Below are 15868 nucleotides of genomic sequence, written 5' to 3'. Positions count from 1 at the left end.
GGGGACAGCAACTGCATGTGCAATCCACGCAGGGTCCGCGTCGAGGCCACCCGGGAGGTCGTCGAGGCGTGGGAGCTGGAACTGGAGCGCCGCGCCGGCGCGAGCGACTCGGTGGTCAGCGAACTGGAGATGACCCACCCGTTCGGCGGCACACTGGGGCCGCGCACCCGGGAGGTCTTCGAACGCGCGCTGGCCACGGCCGACGGCTGGCGGGCCGAGCAGGACGGACATGTCCACGAACTGGACGACGGCCGCGTCCGCTACATCCCCGGTACGGGTGAACTCGTCGTCACCGCCCGCCTGGAGGACGTCGCCACCGTCGAGGGCAGCGCCTCGCAGCGGCTGCGGGGCGAGGTCACCGACCAGGTCACCGGCCAGGGCGAGGGCCGCTACTACGCCGACGGGTTCGGCGGCCGCACCCGCAGCGTCGCCGAGAGCGAGGCCCAGGCCGCCGCGGAGGCCGACGCGCTGCGCCGGGCCCGGGAGCTGACCGGGCGGCTGCGCGCGCAGGCCGACCGGGCATCGGCGGCGGCCGCGCAGGAGGCCCAGGACCGGCTCCAGCAGCAGGCGGACGCCGACGCGCAGGCCCGCCTCGCCGAGGAGCGCGAGCGGGTGCGGGCCGAGCTGGACGCCCGCAACCGCGAGCGGATCGGCCGGCTCGGGCAGGACGGACTGCGCGCGGTCAACGGCGTGCTGGCCACCGCCTACCGGCAGGCGCTGCTCGACTTCGCCAGACAGCGCGGGGCCACCGGCATCCGCGAGGAGGAGTCCGAGGGCGGCATCGACATCGAGTTCGAGCTGGAGCTGTGACGGATGCGGGTGCGGGTGCGATTCCGGTTCAACACCGAGTCCGGAGAGGTCGAGCTGTTCCAGGTCGACGACGTGGGCGAGGGCTCCGGCCCGGCGCATGACGCCGAGCACGACCGGATCAGCGCGGAGCTGGGCGGGCTGCTGGCCCGCAGACCGGACGTGGAGGAGGTCCTGCCGGTGGAGGAGCGGCCGCTGTGGCGGCACGATCCCGCCCCGGCCTCCTGGCAGAGCACGCAGGAGACGGAGGATCCCGAGCAGGGCGAGCGGGAGCTGTCGTGAGCCCGCGCACCCGGCTGCTGCTGCGGGCGGCGCGCTGCTACTCCGAGGTCCGGGCGCACGCCGAGGCGGCCCGCTGCTACGACCTGCTGGGCTGGCGCTGGTCGGCCGCGGACGCCTATCAGCGGGCCGGTGACCTGGAGCACGCGGCGCGCACCTACCGCCTGGCCGGGCATCCGGAGCAGGCCGCCCGCTGCTACCGGCTGCTGGGCCGGCCGGATCTCGCGGCCCGCTGCTGGCAGGAGCGGGGCCGGCGGCTGGAGGCCGCCTGGGAGCTGCTGCTGACCGGGGAGACCGGGGCCGCCCGGCGGCTGCTGGCCGCCGCCGCTCGCGACCCGGGCACGGCCGTGGGCCACGGCCCGCAGCAACTGCGCCTGGAACTCGCCCGCGCGCTGGCCGACCGCCTCGGCGGCGGCTCCGCCGAGCCGCTTCTCGCCCTCCTCCCCCGGATCGAGCACCGGCTCCCCACCCCGGCCGCCCGCACCGAACGCCGTCTGCTGCTGGAGTGGGGCGTCGAGGCCGCCGACCGCGTCGAACGCTTCGACTGGGGCGCCCGCCTGTTCCGTGCCGCCTACGACGGCCAGGACGCGGGCGAGGTCCTCCCCCGCTGGCGCGACTGGGCGGCGGACCGCCTGGGCTCGACGGCGTGGCTGCCGGCAGACCCCGCAGAGCCGACGGCCGGCGTCCCGCAGGCGGGAGGGCCGTGACCCGATGGCGTCGTCCGACGGGCCGCTGCGGCGGCTGCTGAACCGCATCGCGGCCGAGAACGACCGGAACGCCGGCGAGACCCCTGCCGCCCGGCCGCCCACCACTGCGCCCACCCCGTTCGTGGCCAGGCCCGCACAGCCCGGTGCACCCCCACGCGGCCACCGCGCACCACCGCCGGTGCAGCCGAGCCGGCACGTGCCCACGCCCGCCCCTCCCCCACCGGCGGAACACCGCACCGCCGCGCCGGACCTGGGCGTCCGCTTCAGCGTCCGCCCGGCCCACCCGGCCGAGGAGGAGGAGCCACCGCTGCCGCCGCCGAGTCCGTCGTACGACACCCCGTCCGCCGTACGGTGGCGCAGTGCGGGCCGGTTCCCGGGCGCGCACCGGGCGCTGGCCGCCGTCGGCGCGCTGCACCGGGCGGGCGGCGGGGAGTGGGCCTGTCACGCCGAGCCGGGCGGCACGGCCGTATGGCTGCTCGGCACGCTGAATCCGGCGCTGGCCGGGGAGTTGACCGTGCTGCACGGCGGCGAGCCCTGGCAGTTGCTGCCCCATGGGGCGCTCGCCGCGCCTCACGGCGACGGGCCCGCCCGGATCGACGAGGTGACCGCGTGGCCGCGCCTCGACGCCGTGCACCTCGTGGCACGGCTGCCACCGGCCGTGCCGGAGCTGTCCGACCGTCCGGTCGTACGGGTGCTGACCGTACGGCAGTTGCTGGGCTCGGTGCTGCGGCAGGCGGCGGCGTTCGGGGTGGAGGTGACCACGCAGGCGGTGCTGGCACGTCCGCTGGCCGGCGACGAGGCGCAGGCGCGGGAGACGCTGCTGCTGGAGCTGTCCGCCCCTCAGGCCGTGCCGCACGCTCTGGTCGTGGCCCTGACGGCGCTGCCGCGCACCTGCGTGTGCCGGCCGGTCGCGGGCTGCGAGCGGCTGCTGATCGACGTACGGCTGCATCCGCCGGTCGACGACGAGGTGCTGTACTCCCCTGTTCCGGAAGGGGAGTTGTGGCTCGTCGGCGACCCTGCGGAGTGGCCGCCGCTGCGCCTCGGGCTGCTCGGCGGTCCGGCGCCCGCTCCGGCCGTGCTGGTCGGGGTGGCGGAGGAACCGCCGCCGCCCTCGGCGCCGTACCGGCTGCCGGACGCGTTCCACGCCGCCCCGGCCACTCCGGTGCGGGTGGTGGCGGACCCCGACGCGCGCGACGAGGTCGACGCGGTGCTGCTGCACGACGACGAACTCCCCTTACTGCGGCGTTACTTGCCGGGCAGGCCGCTCGGCGAGGTGGCGTTCCTGCTGCCCGGTCCGGGCCGGCATCTGCTGCTGGAGCCGGTGGGGCTCGCGCGGGATCTGCCGTTCGGGGTGCCGCTGCGCCGGATCGGGCCCGGGGCCTGCTTCCTGGAGTGCGGATACGGGCTCGCGCCGCCGCTGCCGCCGTCGGCGCGGGCGCGGCTGTTCGCGGTGGACGACTCCTCGGCGGTCGTGTGCTGGCAGGGCGGCCGGCACCGGTACGCACTGGAGCGGATGGTGCCCGCGTGGACGCTGTGGGCGCCCCCGGGACCCGTCGAGGTGTCCGCGGGCCTGTCCGCGGCAGGGCGTGAACTGCTGGACGCACTGACGGAGTTGGTCGGACCTGCGCCGACCCCGGCGGCCGCGTCCCGTCCCGGCGCCGACCCCGGCGGGGCGCTGGAACGTGCCGCGCGGCTGCGGGCGCTGGGCGACAAGGAGGGCGCAGCGGAGGCCTTCCGCGCGGCGGGCGACCTGCTGGAGGCCGCCCGGCTGTTCGAGGAGGCCGCGCTGGACCTGCCGGAGGAGGAGTGACGGGGGCGCTGCCCGGGTTGCGGCGGGTGCTCGCCCTGGCCGGGGACGGCCCGTGCACTGGGCTCTCGCACGACGGGACCGCTTTCGTGCAGCTCGGCGAGGAGACGCTGAACTGCCGGGACGACACCGGGCGGGTGCTGTGGTCGGTGCCCGTGGAGGGGGCGCCGGCGGCGGTGGCGTGGGGCCCGGACGGCGGGGAGGTGTTCACGCTGCGGTCGGGCCGGGTCGTGGTCCGCGACGGCGACACCGGCACCCCGGTCGGCGAGGGCTTCATGGCGCCGCCGGACGCGCACACGCTGGCGGTGTCGCCGGACGGACTGCGGGTGGCGTGTGCGGGAGGCGGGGTGCTCGTGCACCACCGGGCCACGCACGCCTCAGCGGTGGTGCCCGCCGTCGACCCGGTGGTCGCGCCCGCGTGGGACCCGCAGGGCCGCCAGCTGTGCCTGGCGACGGCGACCGCGCTGCAACTGTGGAGTGTCGCGCCGGTCCGCATGGACTTCGCGCCCAGCACCGGCCGTACGGGCGTCACCGCGCTCGCCTGGTCGCCGGACCGGGACGCGCTGGCCTTCGCCGATGTGCTCGGCGTGCATCTGGTCGACCGTGCGACGGGCCGTCTGCTCGCCGAAGTGCCGTCGCCGGGCGGCGTGTTGGGGCTGGGCTTCAGCCGGACCGGGCGTTTCCTGGTGGTGGGCACCGACCAGGACGTGGTGCTGGTGTTCGACCGGGCGCTGGAGGAGGTGGCCCGGCTGCCCGCGCGGCTCGGCTCGCCGCGCGACCTCGGTGTGTCGCCGACGGGCCGGGTGCTGTTCGCCGCGCCGGGCGGCACCGAGCTGTGGGAGCTGCCGGACGCGGCGGCCTACCCGGCCGAGCGGCGGGTGGGGGTGCTGCTGCGCGGCTGGGCGGCGGCGATGTGCCGGTCGGTGGGCCGGTCCCTGCCGTCGCTGCGCGACCACGCGCCCCGCGTCGGCACGCCCTCGCCGCTGCACGACGCCGGTACGGCGCTCAGGGCCCCGGCGTTCGCCTGGACGGCCACCGGCGGCCGGTGCGTCCTGGAGACCGCGCCCGGCACACTGGGCGCGCTGCTGCCGGGCCGCCCCGGCGCGCTGTGGTCGGCTCCGGCCGCGACCGGCCCGGGCGGCGCCCACGACCTGGAACTCGCCCCGGCACCTTATGCGTTGCTGGCCTGCGCCAGCCGTGACGGAAGGGCGGGCCTGACCCTGCTGGACGCGGGCTCCGGCGCCCAGCGCGCCGTACTCGCCGGGGGCCAGGCGCCCGCATGGTGCCCCGAGCCGCACAGGGACGGAGCGATGCTCGCGGTCCCCGAGCCGGGGCCGGGCCCGACGCACCTCTACGTCCACACGGTGGACGCCGCAGGCAACCCCGCCGGCACCCCGCACAGCCTGCATCTCCCCCAGGGCACGGGCCGGCCCGGCTGGGCGCCGGACGGCAGGCTGCTCGGGGCCGGGACCCTGGGCGCCGTGGTGCTGTGGCACATGCCGGAGCCGGCCAGGGCCCGCCGTCTGGAGCTGCCCTCCGGCGCCTTCGCCACCCGGGTCGCCTTCTCCCCCGACGGCAGCCGGCTCGCCGCGACCCCGGCCGCCGGGCAGGGCCCGCTGGTGGTGTGGTCGACGCTGACCTGGCGGGTGCAGCGGGAGCTCGGCACGCCCGGCGGACGGGGCTGGGCGCCCGCGCTGGCCTGGTCACCGGACGGCTCGCTGCTGGCGGCACCCGGGCCGGGCGAGGGCACGGCGGCGGTGCAGGTGTGGGACGTGGCACGGGGCACCCTGGCGATGACCCTGGAGCCCGACACACCGCCCGGCCCGCTGTGGTCGGTGCGCTGGTCGCCGGACGGCCGCCGGCTCGCCACGACGTACACCGGCGGCCGCACCCTGCTGTGGCCCGTCCTGGGCTCGGGCGGCCGTCCCGAACCGGGACCCGGGCTGCCGGAGTCGCCGGAGTTCCTCGCCGAGGCGGGGGCGATGGCGGCCGCAGTGGACGCCGCCGTACCGCTGTCCGCGCTGGCCGAGCTGTCGGCGCTGCTCTCCCCGACGCCCCCGGCGCACCGCAGGGCGCTGCATCGGGGCACGGCCGCCCGCGCCCTGCGGGACCTCGGCTGGCCCCGGCACGCGCACCCGGCGCTCGGCGCGGTCGTGGCGTCCCGGCTGCGCCCCGACCCGCGGTACGCCCCGCCGCCCGGGGTGCCGCTCCAGGAGCTGCGGACGACCCTGGAGTGGGGTCTGCGCGGCGGCGGCGAACCCGCCGAGCGCACGCCGGTCACCGGCGACGACCTGTCCGCCGCGCTGGACCGCACCCACCGCGAACTCCTGCCGCTGCTGGCCCTGTTGGGCCCGGACGCGGTGGCCCAGGACCCCGCGCTGCCGCTGCGCCTCGCCGACGTGCCCTGGGCCCGGGCGGCGGCCGAGGCGACGCGGCGTACGGGTCTGCCGCCCCGGCTGCCGGTGGCCCACGGCGACGACGTGCCCGGCCCGGCCACCGCGGGCGCCCCCGCCCAGTGGGCCCGCCATGGCCCGCCGGACCGGATGGTCCCGGCCCAGATGGCCCTGCCCGGGCCCCTGTTGAACGCCCTGTGGGCGCAGGACGCGCTGCTCTACCGCACCCGGCGGGGCCGGCTCCCCTTCACCGAACGGGACGCCGTACTGGTGCTGGACACCTCGGCCGCCGCGCACGGCCAGGTCGGCAGCTGCCTGCGGCTGAGCGCGCATCTGCTGGCCACGGCCCTGATGGCGGCCGGGCACGCGGTGGCGCTGGTACGGCTCGACGCCCGGGACGCCCCGGTACGGCTGGCGGCCCCGGCGGATCTGCGCCGGCTGTGGACGCCGGTACGGCCGGAGCCCGCCGACCCGGTCCGGGCGGCCGCGCTGGCCCGCCGCGCGGCACGGGGCCTGAGCTCCGCGGACGCCGCCGAGCCCCGCACCCTGCTGCTGACCCACCCGCACGAGCCGCCCCTGCCGCTGCCGGGCTCCCTCACCCTGCGCGTGCACTACCCGCGGCATCCCGTGGCCCCAGACGGCCCCGACACCTGGGTACTGGCGCCGGAGCCGGGGGGCGAGGAACTGCGCCGGGTCCTGACGGCCGTACTGGCCCGGCTCTAGCAGCGGCGGCTAGCCGCAGAGCATCTGCTCCACCACGTCGGGCTCCATCCGCTCCAGCAGCTCCTCCAGGGCGTCCGGCCGGAACGCGTCGCCGAGCACCTCGACGCCCTGCTCGTCCCAGGTGATCCGGACACGGACGAGCTGGCCGTCGGGGTGGCGGTCGTACTCCGAGGCGTCGATGAGGTCGGGCAGGTCCGGTACGAAGCGGTATTCGGCGCTCATAATCGGTTTCCCTTCGATGAGTAGGGGTCCGTCACTGCCACACCCCGGCCAACCGCTCCCCGCACGCCCGGCACGCCCCCTCGTGCAGCCGGTTGTCGACCCGCCCCCACAGCTCGCGGGCGACGGCCTCGGTGCCGCAGCCGGGGCAGCGGGTGGCGCGGCCCTCGGCGCCGAGGGCCCGTTCGACGTAGACGTACCGCAGTCCGGCCTCGCGGCCGAGGGCGACGGCCCGCCGCAGCCGCTCGGGCGGGGTGGGCCGGTGCCGGTCCATGCGGTAGGTCGGGGTGAAGCGCAGCAGGTGCCAGGGGGTGTCGAGGCCGAGCCCGGCCACGAACTCCGCGATGCCGGCGAGCTGTTCGTCGGAGTCGCTGCTGCCCGGCACGAGCGGGGTGCTCACCTCGACCCACACTCCGGCGTCCTTCAGCCGACGCAGGGTGTCCAGGACGGGGGCGAGGGGTGCGCCGGTCAGCGCACGATGGGCGTGCTCGTCGGCTGCCTTGACGTCGACGTTGACGGCGTCCAGCACGGGACCGAGCCGGGCGACGGCCTCGGGAGTGAGGAAGCCGTTGCTCTTCCAGACGACCGGCACCCCCAACGGGGCTGCTTTTGCGGCGAGTTCGAGGGTGAGTTCGGCGGCGAGGGACGGCTCGGAGTAGGACAGGGCGAGTCCGGCGCCGCGCTCCGCCGCCGAACGGGCCAGGGCGGCCGGGTCGGTGGCGCGCTGCGGCGCGATGGGGGCCGCGGGATCACGGCCGTACTGGGAGAGGCGGAAGTTGACGCAGTAGTCGCAGCGGAACGAGCAGCCGGGCGGGGCGAGGGTGAGCAGGGGCAGTCCGGGCCGGTAGTGGTAGAGCGGTTTGCGTTCGACGGGCGAGACATGCTCGACGGTGGTGGCTCGGGTCGCCGTCAGGACCCGGTCGCCTTCCCTGCGGCGGACCTTGCAGGCGCCGGTGTCACCGTCGCGCAGCCGGCAGCGGAAGGGGCACAGGGTGCACTGCAGGCCGCCGTCGACGGGCCGGTAGAAGTCCGCGGGAAGCCACGCGCCGCCGTCCACGCCGTCCATCGTTCACCCCCGTCGGCCGCTTCACGCGCTCCGCCCAGGCCCTCCACCGTACTCGCATCCGGCGTCCGCCGTGGCCCGGACATAATGCTCGCGTGGATCTCAACTCGCTTTCCGGGTCCGGGCCTTCGGTGGTCGTCGTGGGTGCCGGGCCCGCCGGGCTGACGGTGGCCAACATCCTGCGTGCCGCGTCCGTGGACTGCCTGGTGCTGGAGACGGAGAGCCGGGAGTTCGTCGAACGTCGGCCGCGGGCCGGGGTGCTGGAGGAGTGGGCCGTGCGCGCGCTGGAGCGGCGCGGCCTCGCGGACAACCTCCTGGCGCGCGCCCAGCGGCACACCGCGTGCGAGTTTCGCTTCGACGGACGCAGACAGCGGCTGCCGTACGGGGAACTGACCGGGCGTCATCACTGGGTGTATCCGCAGCCGCTGCTGGTGACCGATCTGGTGCGGGAGTACGCCGACGTGCGCGGCGGGGAGATCCGGTTCGGGGTGCGGGACGTACGGCTGCACGGCCTGGACACGGCCGCGCCCGCCGTGTCGTACGCCGATCCGGACACAGGTGAACGGCACGTGGTGCGCTGCGACTTCGTGGCGGGCTGCGACGGGGCACGCGGGGTGAGCAGGGACGCGCTGCCGGCCGGCCGCGTGCGGATCGCCCGGCACGACTACGGCATCGGCTGGCTGGCGCTGCTCGCCGAGGCACCGCCGTCCTCGGACTGCGTGGTGTTCGGCGTCCACCCGGACGGGTTCGCCGGGCACATGGCCCGCAGCCCCGAGGTGACCCGCTACTACCTCCAGTGCCCGCCCGGCGACGACCCGGACAACTGGCCGCACGAGCGGGTCTGGAGCGAGCTGCGCCGCCGGCTGGCCGCGGAGGGCGCACCGCCGCTCGTCGAGGGGCCGCTGATCGAGAAGCGTGTGCTGGACATGCACGACTACGTCGTGGAACCCATGGCGTACGGGCGGCTGTTCCTCGCGGGCGACGCCGCGCACCTGACCGCGCCGATCGCCGCCAAGGGCATGAACCTCGCCCTGCACGACGCCCTGCTGCTCGCCGACGCGCTCGTCGCGCGGCTCACGAAGGGCGACGACAGCGGGCTGCGCGGCTACTCGGCGGCCTGTCTGCGGCGGGTGTGGGACTACCAGGACTTCTCGCAGTGGCTGTCGGACGTCTACCACGGCACGGCGTCCGGCGACCCGTACCGCGCGGGCGTGACACTGGCCCGGCTGCGGCGGGTGTTCGACTCGCCCGTCGCCGCGGCGGCGTTCGCCGAGCAGTACCTGGGCACGGATCTCGTCTGACAGGGAGACAGAAGGGCCGCGTCGCGCTACACCGGTGACAGGGCGTCCGCCGGGGCACGCCCGGTGACTGGGCGCGGGGTGATCGCGATGCCTTTCGTCGACGGGGACATCACCGTCCGGCAGATCGACGCCGAGACGTGGGAGCTGCGGGAGGAAGTGGGCTACCGGGCGCGCGAGGAGACCTTCACCGTGCCGGTCGGCTTCCGCACCGACTTCGCCTCGGTCCCCACCGTGTTCGTGTGGCTCATCCCCCGCTACGGCGTCTACACCAAAGCCGCGATCCTGCACGACTTCCTGTGCCGGATGGCCCCGGTGAGCCGCGCCGACGCGGACGGCGTCTTCCGGCGGGCCCTGCGCGAGCTGGGGGTGTCGGCGCTGCGGCGCTGGATCATGTGGGCGGCGGTGCGGGCGGGGGGCCGGCTGTCGGGGGCCGGTCCAGGACAGTGGCTGCTGTGGCTCCTGGTGACCGTGCCGGCCGTGGCGTTCCTCGCGGTTCCCGCGCTGGTGCTGACGGTGTGGCTCGCGCTGTTCTGGGTGCTGGAGTGGGTCGCGTACCTCTTCACCGGCCGCGCCGCCGCCGGCCGGGACAATCAGCCGAGCTTCAGCGGGGCACCGCAGACCGAGTCCTGACGCCGCTCAGTCCTCGTGCGCCGGCCGCCCGGCGATACGGTGGTCGGCGACGCTCAGCGCCTCGCCGACCAGCCGGCGCACATGCCCGTCCCGCAGCGCGTAGACCACCCGGCGCCCCTCCTTGCGCGTGCTGACCAGCCCGGCCAGCCGCAGCCGCGCCAGATGCTGGCTCACCGCGGGCCGGGCCGCCCCGCACACCTCCGTCAGCGTCGTGACGTCCGCCTCGCCACCGGTCAGCGCGTGCAGCAGCGCCAGCCGCGTTCGGTCCCCGAGGAGCGCCAGCAACTCGGCCGCCAGTGCGAACTGCTCCTCGCCCGGGGTGCGCGAGTGCGCATCATGCGCAGGTGACAGGTGCATGCGTGCGTTCATACGCACATAATGGCCCCGAGGGACCGCGTACGTCCATCACGGCGCAGGGAAGGGGAACGACGTGAGCGAGCGGCAGGAAAAGGCATCGGGGCGTCCGGGGCGGCGTCAGGGCCATGAGGAGGCCCTGCGGCACGACCACGAGCACGACCACCCGCACGCACACGCCCATGAGCACCCCCACCCGCACCCCGGCGGCCGGCGCACCCTGCGGCACCGCCTGGGACACCTCCTCACCCCCCACTCCCACGAGACCGCCGACAAGCTCGACTCCGCCCTGGAGTCCTCCGCCCGTGGCATGCGGGCGCTGTGGGTGTCGCTGGCGGTGCTCGGGGTGACGGCGCTGGCCCAGGCGGTGGTGGTCGCGGTGTCGGGGTCGGTCGCGCTGCTCGGGGACACCGTGCACAACGCGGCCGACGCATTGACCGCCGTACCGCTCGGGATCGCGTTCGTGCTGGGCCGGCGGGCGGCCAGCCGCCGCTTCACCTACGGATACGGGCGGGCCGAGGACCTGGCGGGGATCGCGATCGTGCTGACGATCGCGGCGTCGGCGGCCTTCGCGGGCTGGACGGCGATCGAGCGGCTGCTCGATCCGCGGACGGTGGCGCATGTCCCGGCCGTGGCGGTCGCCGCGCTCGTCGGCTTCGCGGGCAACGAGTGGGTCGCCCGCTACCGCATCCGCGTGGGCCGCGAGATCGGCTCGGCGGCGCTGGTCGCCGACGGCCTGCACGCCCGCACCGACGGCTTCACGTCCCTCGCGGTGCTGCTCGGCGCGGGCGGCTCCGCGCTCGGCTGGCGGCTGGCCGACCCGATCGTCGGCCTGGCGATCACCGCGGCGATCGCGCTGGTGCTGCGGGACGCCGCCCGGGAGGTGTTCCGGCGGGTCATGGACGCCGTGGACCCGGCGCTGGTGGACCGGGCCGAGCGGGCGCTGCGGGAGGTGCCGGGCGTGCGCGGGGTCGGCGAGCTGCGGCTGCGCTGGATAGGACACCGGCTGCGGGCCGAGGTGGCGGTGGTCGTGGACGGCGAGGCGACCGTGCGCGAGGCGCACGCCATAGCCGTGGACGCCGAACACGCCCTGCTGCACGCCGTGCCCCGGCTGACCGCGGCCCTGGTGCACGCCGACCCGGCCCCGGTCCCCGGCGAGGCGGACCCGCATCTGCCGCTGGCCCACCACGCCACGGCGTGAAGGAACCCAGGCCGTGAAGGAACTCAGGCCACCCCGAGCCCCTCCAGGACCACCGCGCCCGGGAGTTCGGCGAAGGCCTTGCCCGGCACCAGCAGCTTGCCGCGCCGGCGGCCGCTGCCGACCAGGACGTAGGGCAGGTCGACGACGGCGGCGTCCACCAGCACCGGCCAGCTCTCGGGCAGGCCGACCGGGGTGATGCCGCCGTACTCCATGCCGCTCTCGCCGGTCGCGGTGTCCATCGAGGCGAAGGAGACCTTGCGCGCGCCGAGATGGCGGCGTACGACGCCGTTGACGTCGGCCCGGGTGTGCGACAGCACGACGCACGCGGCGAGCGTGGTCTCCCCGGCGCGCTTGCCCGCCACGACCACGCAGTTGGCGGACTGCTCCAGGATGTCGCGGCCGTAGTGCTCCACGAAGACGGCGGTGTCGGCCCACTCCGGCTCGGTGTCGACGTAGAGGATCCGCTCGGCGGGCACACTGCCGCGCCAGTGGCGTACGGCGTCGGCGACCGGGCGGGTCAGCTCGTCGAGGCGGTCGGGGGCGGGTACGGCGTTGTCGAAGTCTCCGATGGGTGCACGCATGCCCGCACGCTAACAGCCGCGTTCGGGCCGCGGCTTGGGCGTCTCAGTGCACAGGCGGAACGGAGACCGCGAGCACGAGTTCGGCCGGTTCCGTGCCCGTGTTGCCGTAGGTGTGCGGCGCCCCGGCCTCGAAGGAGGCGCTGGAGCCGGCCGGGACGCGGTACTCGACGCCGTCCACGGTGAGGGTCAGCTCGCCGGCGGTGACATGGATGAGCTCGACCGTGCCGGCCGGGTGCGGGTCGGAGGAGCTCGATTCGCCGGGCATGAGCCGCCAGTCCCACAGTTCGAGGGGGCCGGGCGACTCCGTGCCGGCCAGCAGCCGGCTGTAGCTGCCGGCGTCGGTGCGCCACAGCCGCACTGTCTGTTCCGGGGGGACGATCCGGACCTTGGGGCCCTGCTCGTAGTCGAGGAGGGTGGTGATGCTGACGCCGAGCGCGTCACCGATCTTCACGACGGTGCCGAGGCTGGGATTGGTACGCGCCTGCTCGATCTGGATGAGCATGCCCCGGCTGACTCCGGCGCGTCCGGCGAGCGCGTCCAAGGTGAAGCCGCGCTCGGTGCGCCAGCGCTTGACGTTGCGCGCCAGGGACTGGGTCAGCAGGTCGAGGTCCGCCACATTCCGTCCAATATTCTGGATGACAGGGTTCAATTGACTGCACTACGGTGAGGTGCACCCGATCGTTCACCGAACTGTACTGCGAGGCTCGCCGTGACAGCACTCTTCGCCCTGGCCACCAGCCTGCTCTGGGGCCTCGCCGACTTCGGCGGCGGACTGCTGACGCGGCGCACCCCGGCGCTGACGGTGGTCGTGGTCTCGCAGACCATCGCGACGGGCGTCCTGGGCGCGCTCGTGCTCGCCACGGGGGCCTGGACCGAGGCCGGTCCGCGTCTGTGGTTCGCGGTGGCCGCGGGTCTGATCGGGCCGGTCGCCATCCTGTGCTTCTACGAGGCACTCGCCCGTGGCCCCATGGGCGTCGTCTCGCCGCTCACCGCGGTCAGCGTGGCCGTCCCGGTCTCCGTCGGGCTGCTCCTGGGCGAGCGTCCGGGCCTGCTGCAGATCGCGGGCATCGCGGTGGCCGTCACGGGCGTGGTCCTCGCCGGCGGCCCGCAGCGCGCAGGCGGCTCCGTGCAGCGCCGGACGCTCCTGCTCACGCTCGTCGGAGCGCTCGGATTCGGCGCCTGCGTCGCCCTGATCGCCGAGGCGTCCACCACGCTCACCGGCCTGTTCCTCGCCCTGTTCGTGCAGCGCCTGACCAACGTCGTCGCGGGCGGCACCGCCCTGTACGTCTCCGTCCGGCGCGGCTCCCCCGCCCTGCCGGAGGGCGGCTTCCCCTGGGGCGCTCTGCCGCTGCTCGCCTTCGTGGGCCTGGCCGACGTCGCCGCGAACGGCACGTACTCGGTCGCCGCTCAGCACGGCCCGGTCACCGTGGCCGCCGTACTCGCCTCGCTCTACCCGGTGGTGACCGCCCTGGCCGCGCGGGGCTTCCTCAGCGAACGGCTGCGCGGGGTGCAGGCCGCGGGTGCGGGGCTGGCGCTGATGGGCACGCTGCTGCTGGCGGCGGGCTGAGCCGAGCCCGGGCGGGTCAGGCCCCCTGCTCAAGCTCCGCGAGGCGCGTCACCGCGTCCTCGTCCAGCTCCGCGAGCCGTGCCACCGTCTCCTCGTCGAGGTCCGACAGCGCGCGCAGTTGATCCGGGGTGACGTCGTCCGGTATCGGCACCGGCGCCGGTGTGCGCAGCGGCGGCTGCCAGCCGTCCTCGGGTGTCCAGCGCCGTACGACCTTGGCGGGCGCCCCCGCGACCACCGCGTGGTCGGGCACGGTGCCCCGTACGACCGCGCCCGCGGCGACCACGACGTTCCGGCCGATCCGCGCCCCGGGAAGGATCACCGCGCCGGTGCCGATCCAGCAGCCGGGGCCGATCTCCACCGGCTCCATCCGCGGCCACTGCTTGCCGATCGGCTCGTGCGGGTCGTCGTAGGAGTGGTTCGTGGACGTGACGTACACATACGGGCCGAAGTAGCAGTCGCTGCCGATCGTGACCGTCGTGTCGGCGATGACATGGCTGCCGCGGCCGAGGACCACGCCGTCTCCGATGCGCAGGATCGGGTCCGGGCCGAGGTCCAGGTCGGGCATCAGCCCGGCGGTGAGGGTGACCTGCTCGCCGACGATGCAGTGGGAGCCCAGATGGATCCAGGGCTCGCCGAAGACCGTGCCGAGCGGGAAGGCGAGCCGGGTGGCCTCGCCGAGCGCGCCGAAACGGAGGCGGCCCGGGCGCTCCGCCGTCACCGAGCCCGTCCGCTGGGCCCATGCCCAGGCCGCGTGCACGGCACGCTGCGCGAGGCGGCCTCGCCAGGATGAGAACGTGTTCTTGCTTTTCGGCACGGGCTCACCGTACTGAGGGTTGGGCCTGCCGGTGAGGTCGGGGGCCTGTGATCTTCGCCCCAGCGGGTGACGTACCGTGCCCGGTATCACATGACCAGGAGGCGATGATGATCAAGGGCATCGGCGGGCGGGAGCCCAAGGTGGACGAGGGCGTGTTCGTGGCGCCCACGGCTTCGGTGATCGGGGACGTGTCCCTGGCCGCGGGGGCGAGCGTCTGGTACGGCGCCGTCCTGCGGGGTGACGTGGAGCGGATCTCCGTGGGGGCGAGCAGCAATGTGCAGGACAACTGCACGCTGCACGCCGATCCCGGGTTTCCCGTCTCCGTCGGGGAGCGGGTGTCGATCGGGCACAACGCGGTGGTTCATGGGGCGACCGTGGAGGACGACTGTCTGATCGGGATGGGGGCGACCGTGCTGAACGGGGCCGTGATCGGGGCCGGGTCGCTGGTCGCCGCGCAGGCGTTGGTGCCGCAGGGGATGGTGGTGCCGCCGGGGTCTCTTGTCGCGGGGGTGCCGGCGAAGGTGAGGCGTGTGCTGAGTCCTGAGGAGCGGGAGGGCGTCACTCTCAACGGCGTCATGTATGCCGAGCTTGCTCGGGCTCACCGGGATGTGCACCAGGGCTGATCGCCGTTGCGGTCTGCGGGTCCTGGGTGGCTGATCGCGCCGTTCCCCGCGCCCCTGGGTACCTTCTACTCGGGCACACCTACAGGCTCGGCGGTCGCCTTCTTCGCCTTGCGCTTGAGGATGAGCATCGACGTCAGGCCGATCAGTACCGCGACCACCAGGCCCAGCCAGGAGAAGCGCTTCAGCCAGGACTCGGCGACGACGCCGACGTAGTAGATGACGGCCGTCGTGCCGCCCGCCCAGACGATGCCGCCGAGGACGTTGGCGACGAGGAACTTCCAGTAGGGCATGCGGAGCACGCCCGCGAGGGGGCCGGCGAAGATGCGCAGCAGGGCGACGAAGCGGCCGAAGAAGACGGCCCACATGCCCCACTTCTGGAAGGAGCGCTCGGCGGTGGCGATATGGCCTTCACTGAAGTGCTTGGGGAACTTGCCGCCGAGCCAGGCCAGCAGGGGCCGTCCCCCCTTGCGGCCGATGGCGTAGCCGATCGAGTCGCCGATGATCGCGCCGGCGCTGGCGCAGGCGCCGAGGATCACCGGGTCGATGTCACCGTGCTGGGAGGCGAGCAGCGCCGAGGAGACCAGGATGATCTCGCCGGGCAGCGGGATGCCGAGGCTCTCCAGCCCGATGACCACGCCGACCAGCAGATAGATGGCGAGCGGGGGCACCGTTTCGAGCCATTCCTGGACGTGCAACGCCGCTTCCTCCCAGATCCTCGCCGATGCGTACGCGCCGACGCAGCCTACCCGCTCAGTGTGACGGTCGCGGAGTCCCGGAGGTTGCACGCCGGCGTACGACG

The 15868-nt window shown here is 75.2% G+C and carries 17 protein-coding genes; 10 read left to right on the top strand and 7 right to left on the bottom strand.

Features of this window, described 5'->3' with window-relative positions:
• Window positions 1-15: 15 nt before the first annotated feature.
• From RKD23_RS32235 to RKD23_RS32215, 5 genes are read left to right on the top strand one after another with little or no spacing between them, the layout of a single operon-like run.
• The gene (locus RKD23_RS32235) at window positions 16-810 is read left to right on the top strand and encodes a hypothetical protein (protein WP_424856886.1); all 795 of its coding nucleotides are present in this window, start codon (window positions 16-18) and stop codon (window positions 808-810) included.
• 15 nt (window positions 811-825) lie between these two features.
• On the top strand, window positions 826-1089 hold the full coding sequence (locus RKD23_RS32230) for a hypothetical protein (RefSeq protein ID WP_424856885.1): 264 nt from the start codon (window positions 826-828) through the stop codon (window positions 1087-1089).
• Window positions 1086-1793 carry a hypothetical protein gene (locus RKD23_RS32225; RefSeq protein WP_424856884.1) on the top strand — a complete coding sequence of 236 codons (708 nt, stop codon included), beginning with the start codon at window positions 1086-1088 and terminating at the stop codon, window positions 1791-1793. The genes RKD23_RS32230 and RKD23_RS32225 overlap by 4 nt, the downstream gene beginning before the upstream one ends.
• Before the next feature lie 4 nt (window positions 1794-1797).
• The gene (locus RKD23_RS32220) at window positions 1798-3603 is read left to right on the top strand and encodes a hypothetical protein (protein ID WP_424856883.1); all 1806 of its coding nucleotides are present in this window, start codon (window positions 1798-1800) and stop codon (window positions 3601-3603) included.
• Entirely contained in the window at window positions 3600-6716 is a 3117-nt protein-coding gene (locus tag RKD23_RS32215; RefSeq protein ID WP_424856882.1) for a WD40 repeat domain-containing protein, read from the top strand. The genes RKD23_RS32220 and RKD23_RS32215 overlap by 4 nt, the downstream gene beginning before the upstream one ends.
• A gap of 9 nt (window positions 6717-6725) precedes the next feature.
• Here the strand turns inward: RKD23_RS32215 and RKD23_RS32210 are convergent, their stop codons facing one another.
• Window positions 6726-6938 carry a radical SAM-modified peptide, FtsH ternary system-associated gene (locus tag RKD23_RS32210; protein ID WP_424856881.1) on the bottom strand — a complete coding sequence of 71 codons (213 nt, stop codon included), beginning with the start codon at window positions 6936-6938 and terminating at the stop codon, window positions 6726-6728.
• A gap of 31 nt (window positions 6939-6969) precedes the next feature.
• Complete coding sequence (gene amrS, locus RKD23_RS32205) at window positions 6970-8001, bottom strand: AmmeMemoRadiSam system radical SAM enzyme (RefSeq protein ID WP_424856880.1); 1032 nt, start codon at window positions 7999-8001, stop codon at window positions 6970-6972.
• A 92-nt stretch (window positions 8002-8093) separates the two neighbouring features.
• Here amrS and RKD23_RS32200 point away from each other — a divergent pair, with 92 nt between their 5' ends.
• Window positions 8094-9299 carry a 4-hydroxybenzoate 3-monooxygenase gene (locus RKD23_RS32200; protein WP_424856879.1) on the top strand — a complete coding sequence of 402 codons (1206 nt, stop codon included), beginning with the start codon at window positions 8094-8096 and terminating at the stop codon, window positions 9297-9299.
• 87 nt (window positions 9300-9386) lie between these two features.
• Window positions 9387-9929 (top strand): DUF1353 domain-containing protein, encoded by a 543-nt coding sequence (locus RKD23_RS32195; RefSeq protein ID WP_424856878.1) that lies wholly within the window; start codon window positions 9387-9389, stop codon window positions 9927-9929.
• Between the two features lie 6 nt (window positions 9930-9935).
• Here the strand turns inward: RKD23_RS32195 and RKD23_RS32190 are convergent, their stop codons facing one another.
• Entirely contained in the window at window positions 9936-10298 is a 363-nt protein-coding gene (locus tag RKD23_RS32190) for an ArsR/SmtB family transcription factor (protein ID WP_404039859.1), read from the bottom strand.
• A 124-nt stretch (window positions 10299-10422) separates the two neighbouring features.
• Here RKD23_RS32190 and RKD23_RS32185 point away from each other — a divergent pair, with 124 nt between their 5' ends.
• Window positions 10423-11484, top strand: a complete 1062-nt coding sequence (locus RKD23_RS32185) for a cation diffusion facilitator family transporter (protein WP_424858383.1) — start codon at window positions 10423-10425, stop codon at window positions 11482-11484.
• Window positions 11485-11507: 23 nt separating this feature from the next.
• Here the strand turns inward: RKD23_RS32185 and RKD23_RS32180 are convergent, their stop codons facing one another.
• Window positions 11508-12065, bottom strand: a complete 558-nt coding sequence (locus RKD23_RS32180; protein ID WP_424856877.1) for a YbaK/EbsC family protein — start codon at window positions 12063-12065, stop codon at window positions 11508-11510.
• A gap of 43 nt (window positions 12066-12108) precedes the next feature.
• Window positions 12109-12681, bottom strand: a complete 573-nt coding sequence (locus tag RKD23_RS32175; RefSeq protein WP_424856876.1) for a helix-turn-helix domain-containing protein — start codon at window positions 12679-12681, stop codon at window positions 12109-12111.
• A gap of 93 nt (window positions 12682-12774) precedes the next feature.
• Here RKD23_RS32175 and RKD23_RS32170 point away from each other — a divergent pair, with 93 nt between their 5' ends.
• Window positions 12775-13632: an EamA family transporter gene (locus RKD23_RS32170; protein WP_424856875.1), complete on the top strand. Its 858-nt coding sequence runs from the start codon at window positions 12775-12777 to the stop codon at window positions 13630-13632.
• Window positions 13633-13648: 16 nt separating this feature from the next.
• On the opposite strand, the gene RKD23_RS32165 is transcribed toward RKD23_RS32170, so the two are convergent.
• Window positions 13649-14446, bottom strand: a complete 798-nt coding sequence (locus tag RKD23_RS32165) for an acyltransferase (RefSeq protein WP_424856874.1) — start codon at window positions 14444-14446, stop codon at window positions 13649-13651.
• Between the two features lie 104 nt (window positions 14447-14550).
• On the opposite strand from RKD23_RS32165, the gene RKD23_RS32160 reads away from it, so the two are divergent.
• Complete coding sequence (locus RKD23_RS32160) at window positions 14551-15069, top strand: gamma carbonic anhydrase family protein (protein WP_424856873.1); 519 nt, start codon at window positions 14551-14553, stop codon at window positions 15067-15069.
• A 65-nt stretch (window positions 15070-15134) separates the two neighbouring features.
• Here the strand turns inward: RKD23_RS32160 and RKD23_RS32155 are convergent, their stop codons facing one another.
• On the bottom strand, window positions 15135-15764 hold the full coding sequence (locus RKD23_RS32155) for a DedA family protein (RefSeq protein WP_424856872.1): 630 nt from the start codon (window positions 15762-15764) through the stop codon (window positions 15135-15137).
• Between the last annotated feature and the right edge of the window lie 104 nt (window positions 15765-15868).

Origin of the sequence: Streptomyces sp. SAI-170, assembly GCF_049739565.1 — a bacterium.
In the GTDB taxonomy this organism is placed as follows: Bacteria; Actinomycetota; Actinomycetes; order Streptomycetales; family Streptomycetaceae; genus Streptomyces.
Note: the sequence above shows the minus strand (reverse complement) of the source record. Positions and strands in the feature narration are given on the sequence as shown.

Bases quoted from the DNA above. Each gene is read 5' to 3' on its own strand.
- RKD23_RS32235 (WP_424856886.1), top strand. From the start codon at position 16: ATGTGCAATCCACGCAGGGTCCGCGTCGAGGCCACCCGGGAGGTCGTC.
- RKD23_RS32180 (WP_424856877.1), bottom strand. From the start codon at position 12,065: ATGCGTGCACCCATCGGAGACTTCGACAACGCCGTACCCGCCCCCGAC.
- RKD23_RS32190 (WP_404039859.1), bottom strand. From the start codon at position 10,298: ATGAACGCACGCATGCACCTGTCACCTGCGCATGATGCGCACTCGCGC.
- RKD23_RS32160 (WP_424856873.1), top strand. From the start codon at position 14,551: ATGATGATCAAGGGCATCGGCGGGCGGGAGCCCAAGGTGGACGAGGGC.
- RKD23_RS32220 (WP_424856883.1), top strand. From the start codon at position 1,798: ATGGCGTCGTCCGACGGGCCGCTGCGGCGGCTGCTGAACCGCATCGCG.
- RKD23_RS32195 (WP_424856878.1), top strand. From the start codon at position 9,387: ATGCCTTTCGTCGACGGGGACATCACCGTCCGGCAGATCGACGCCGAG.
- amrS (WP_424856880.1), bottom strand. From the start codon at position 8,001: ATGGACGGCGTGGACGGCGGCGCGTGGCTTCCCGCGGACTTCTACCGG.
- RKD23_RS32210 (WP_424856881.1), bottom strand. From the start codon at position 6,938: ATGAGCGCCGAATACCGCTTCGTACCGGACCTGCCCGACCTCATCGAC.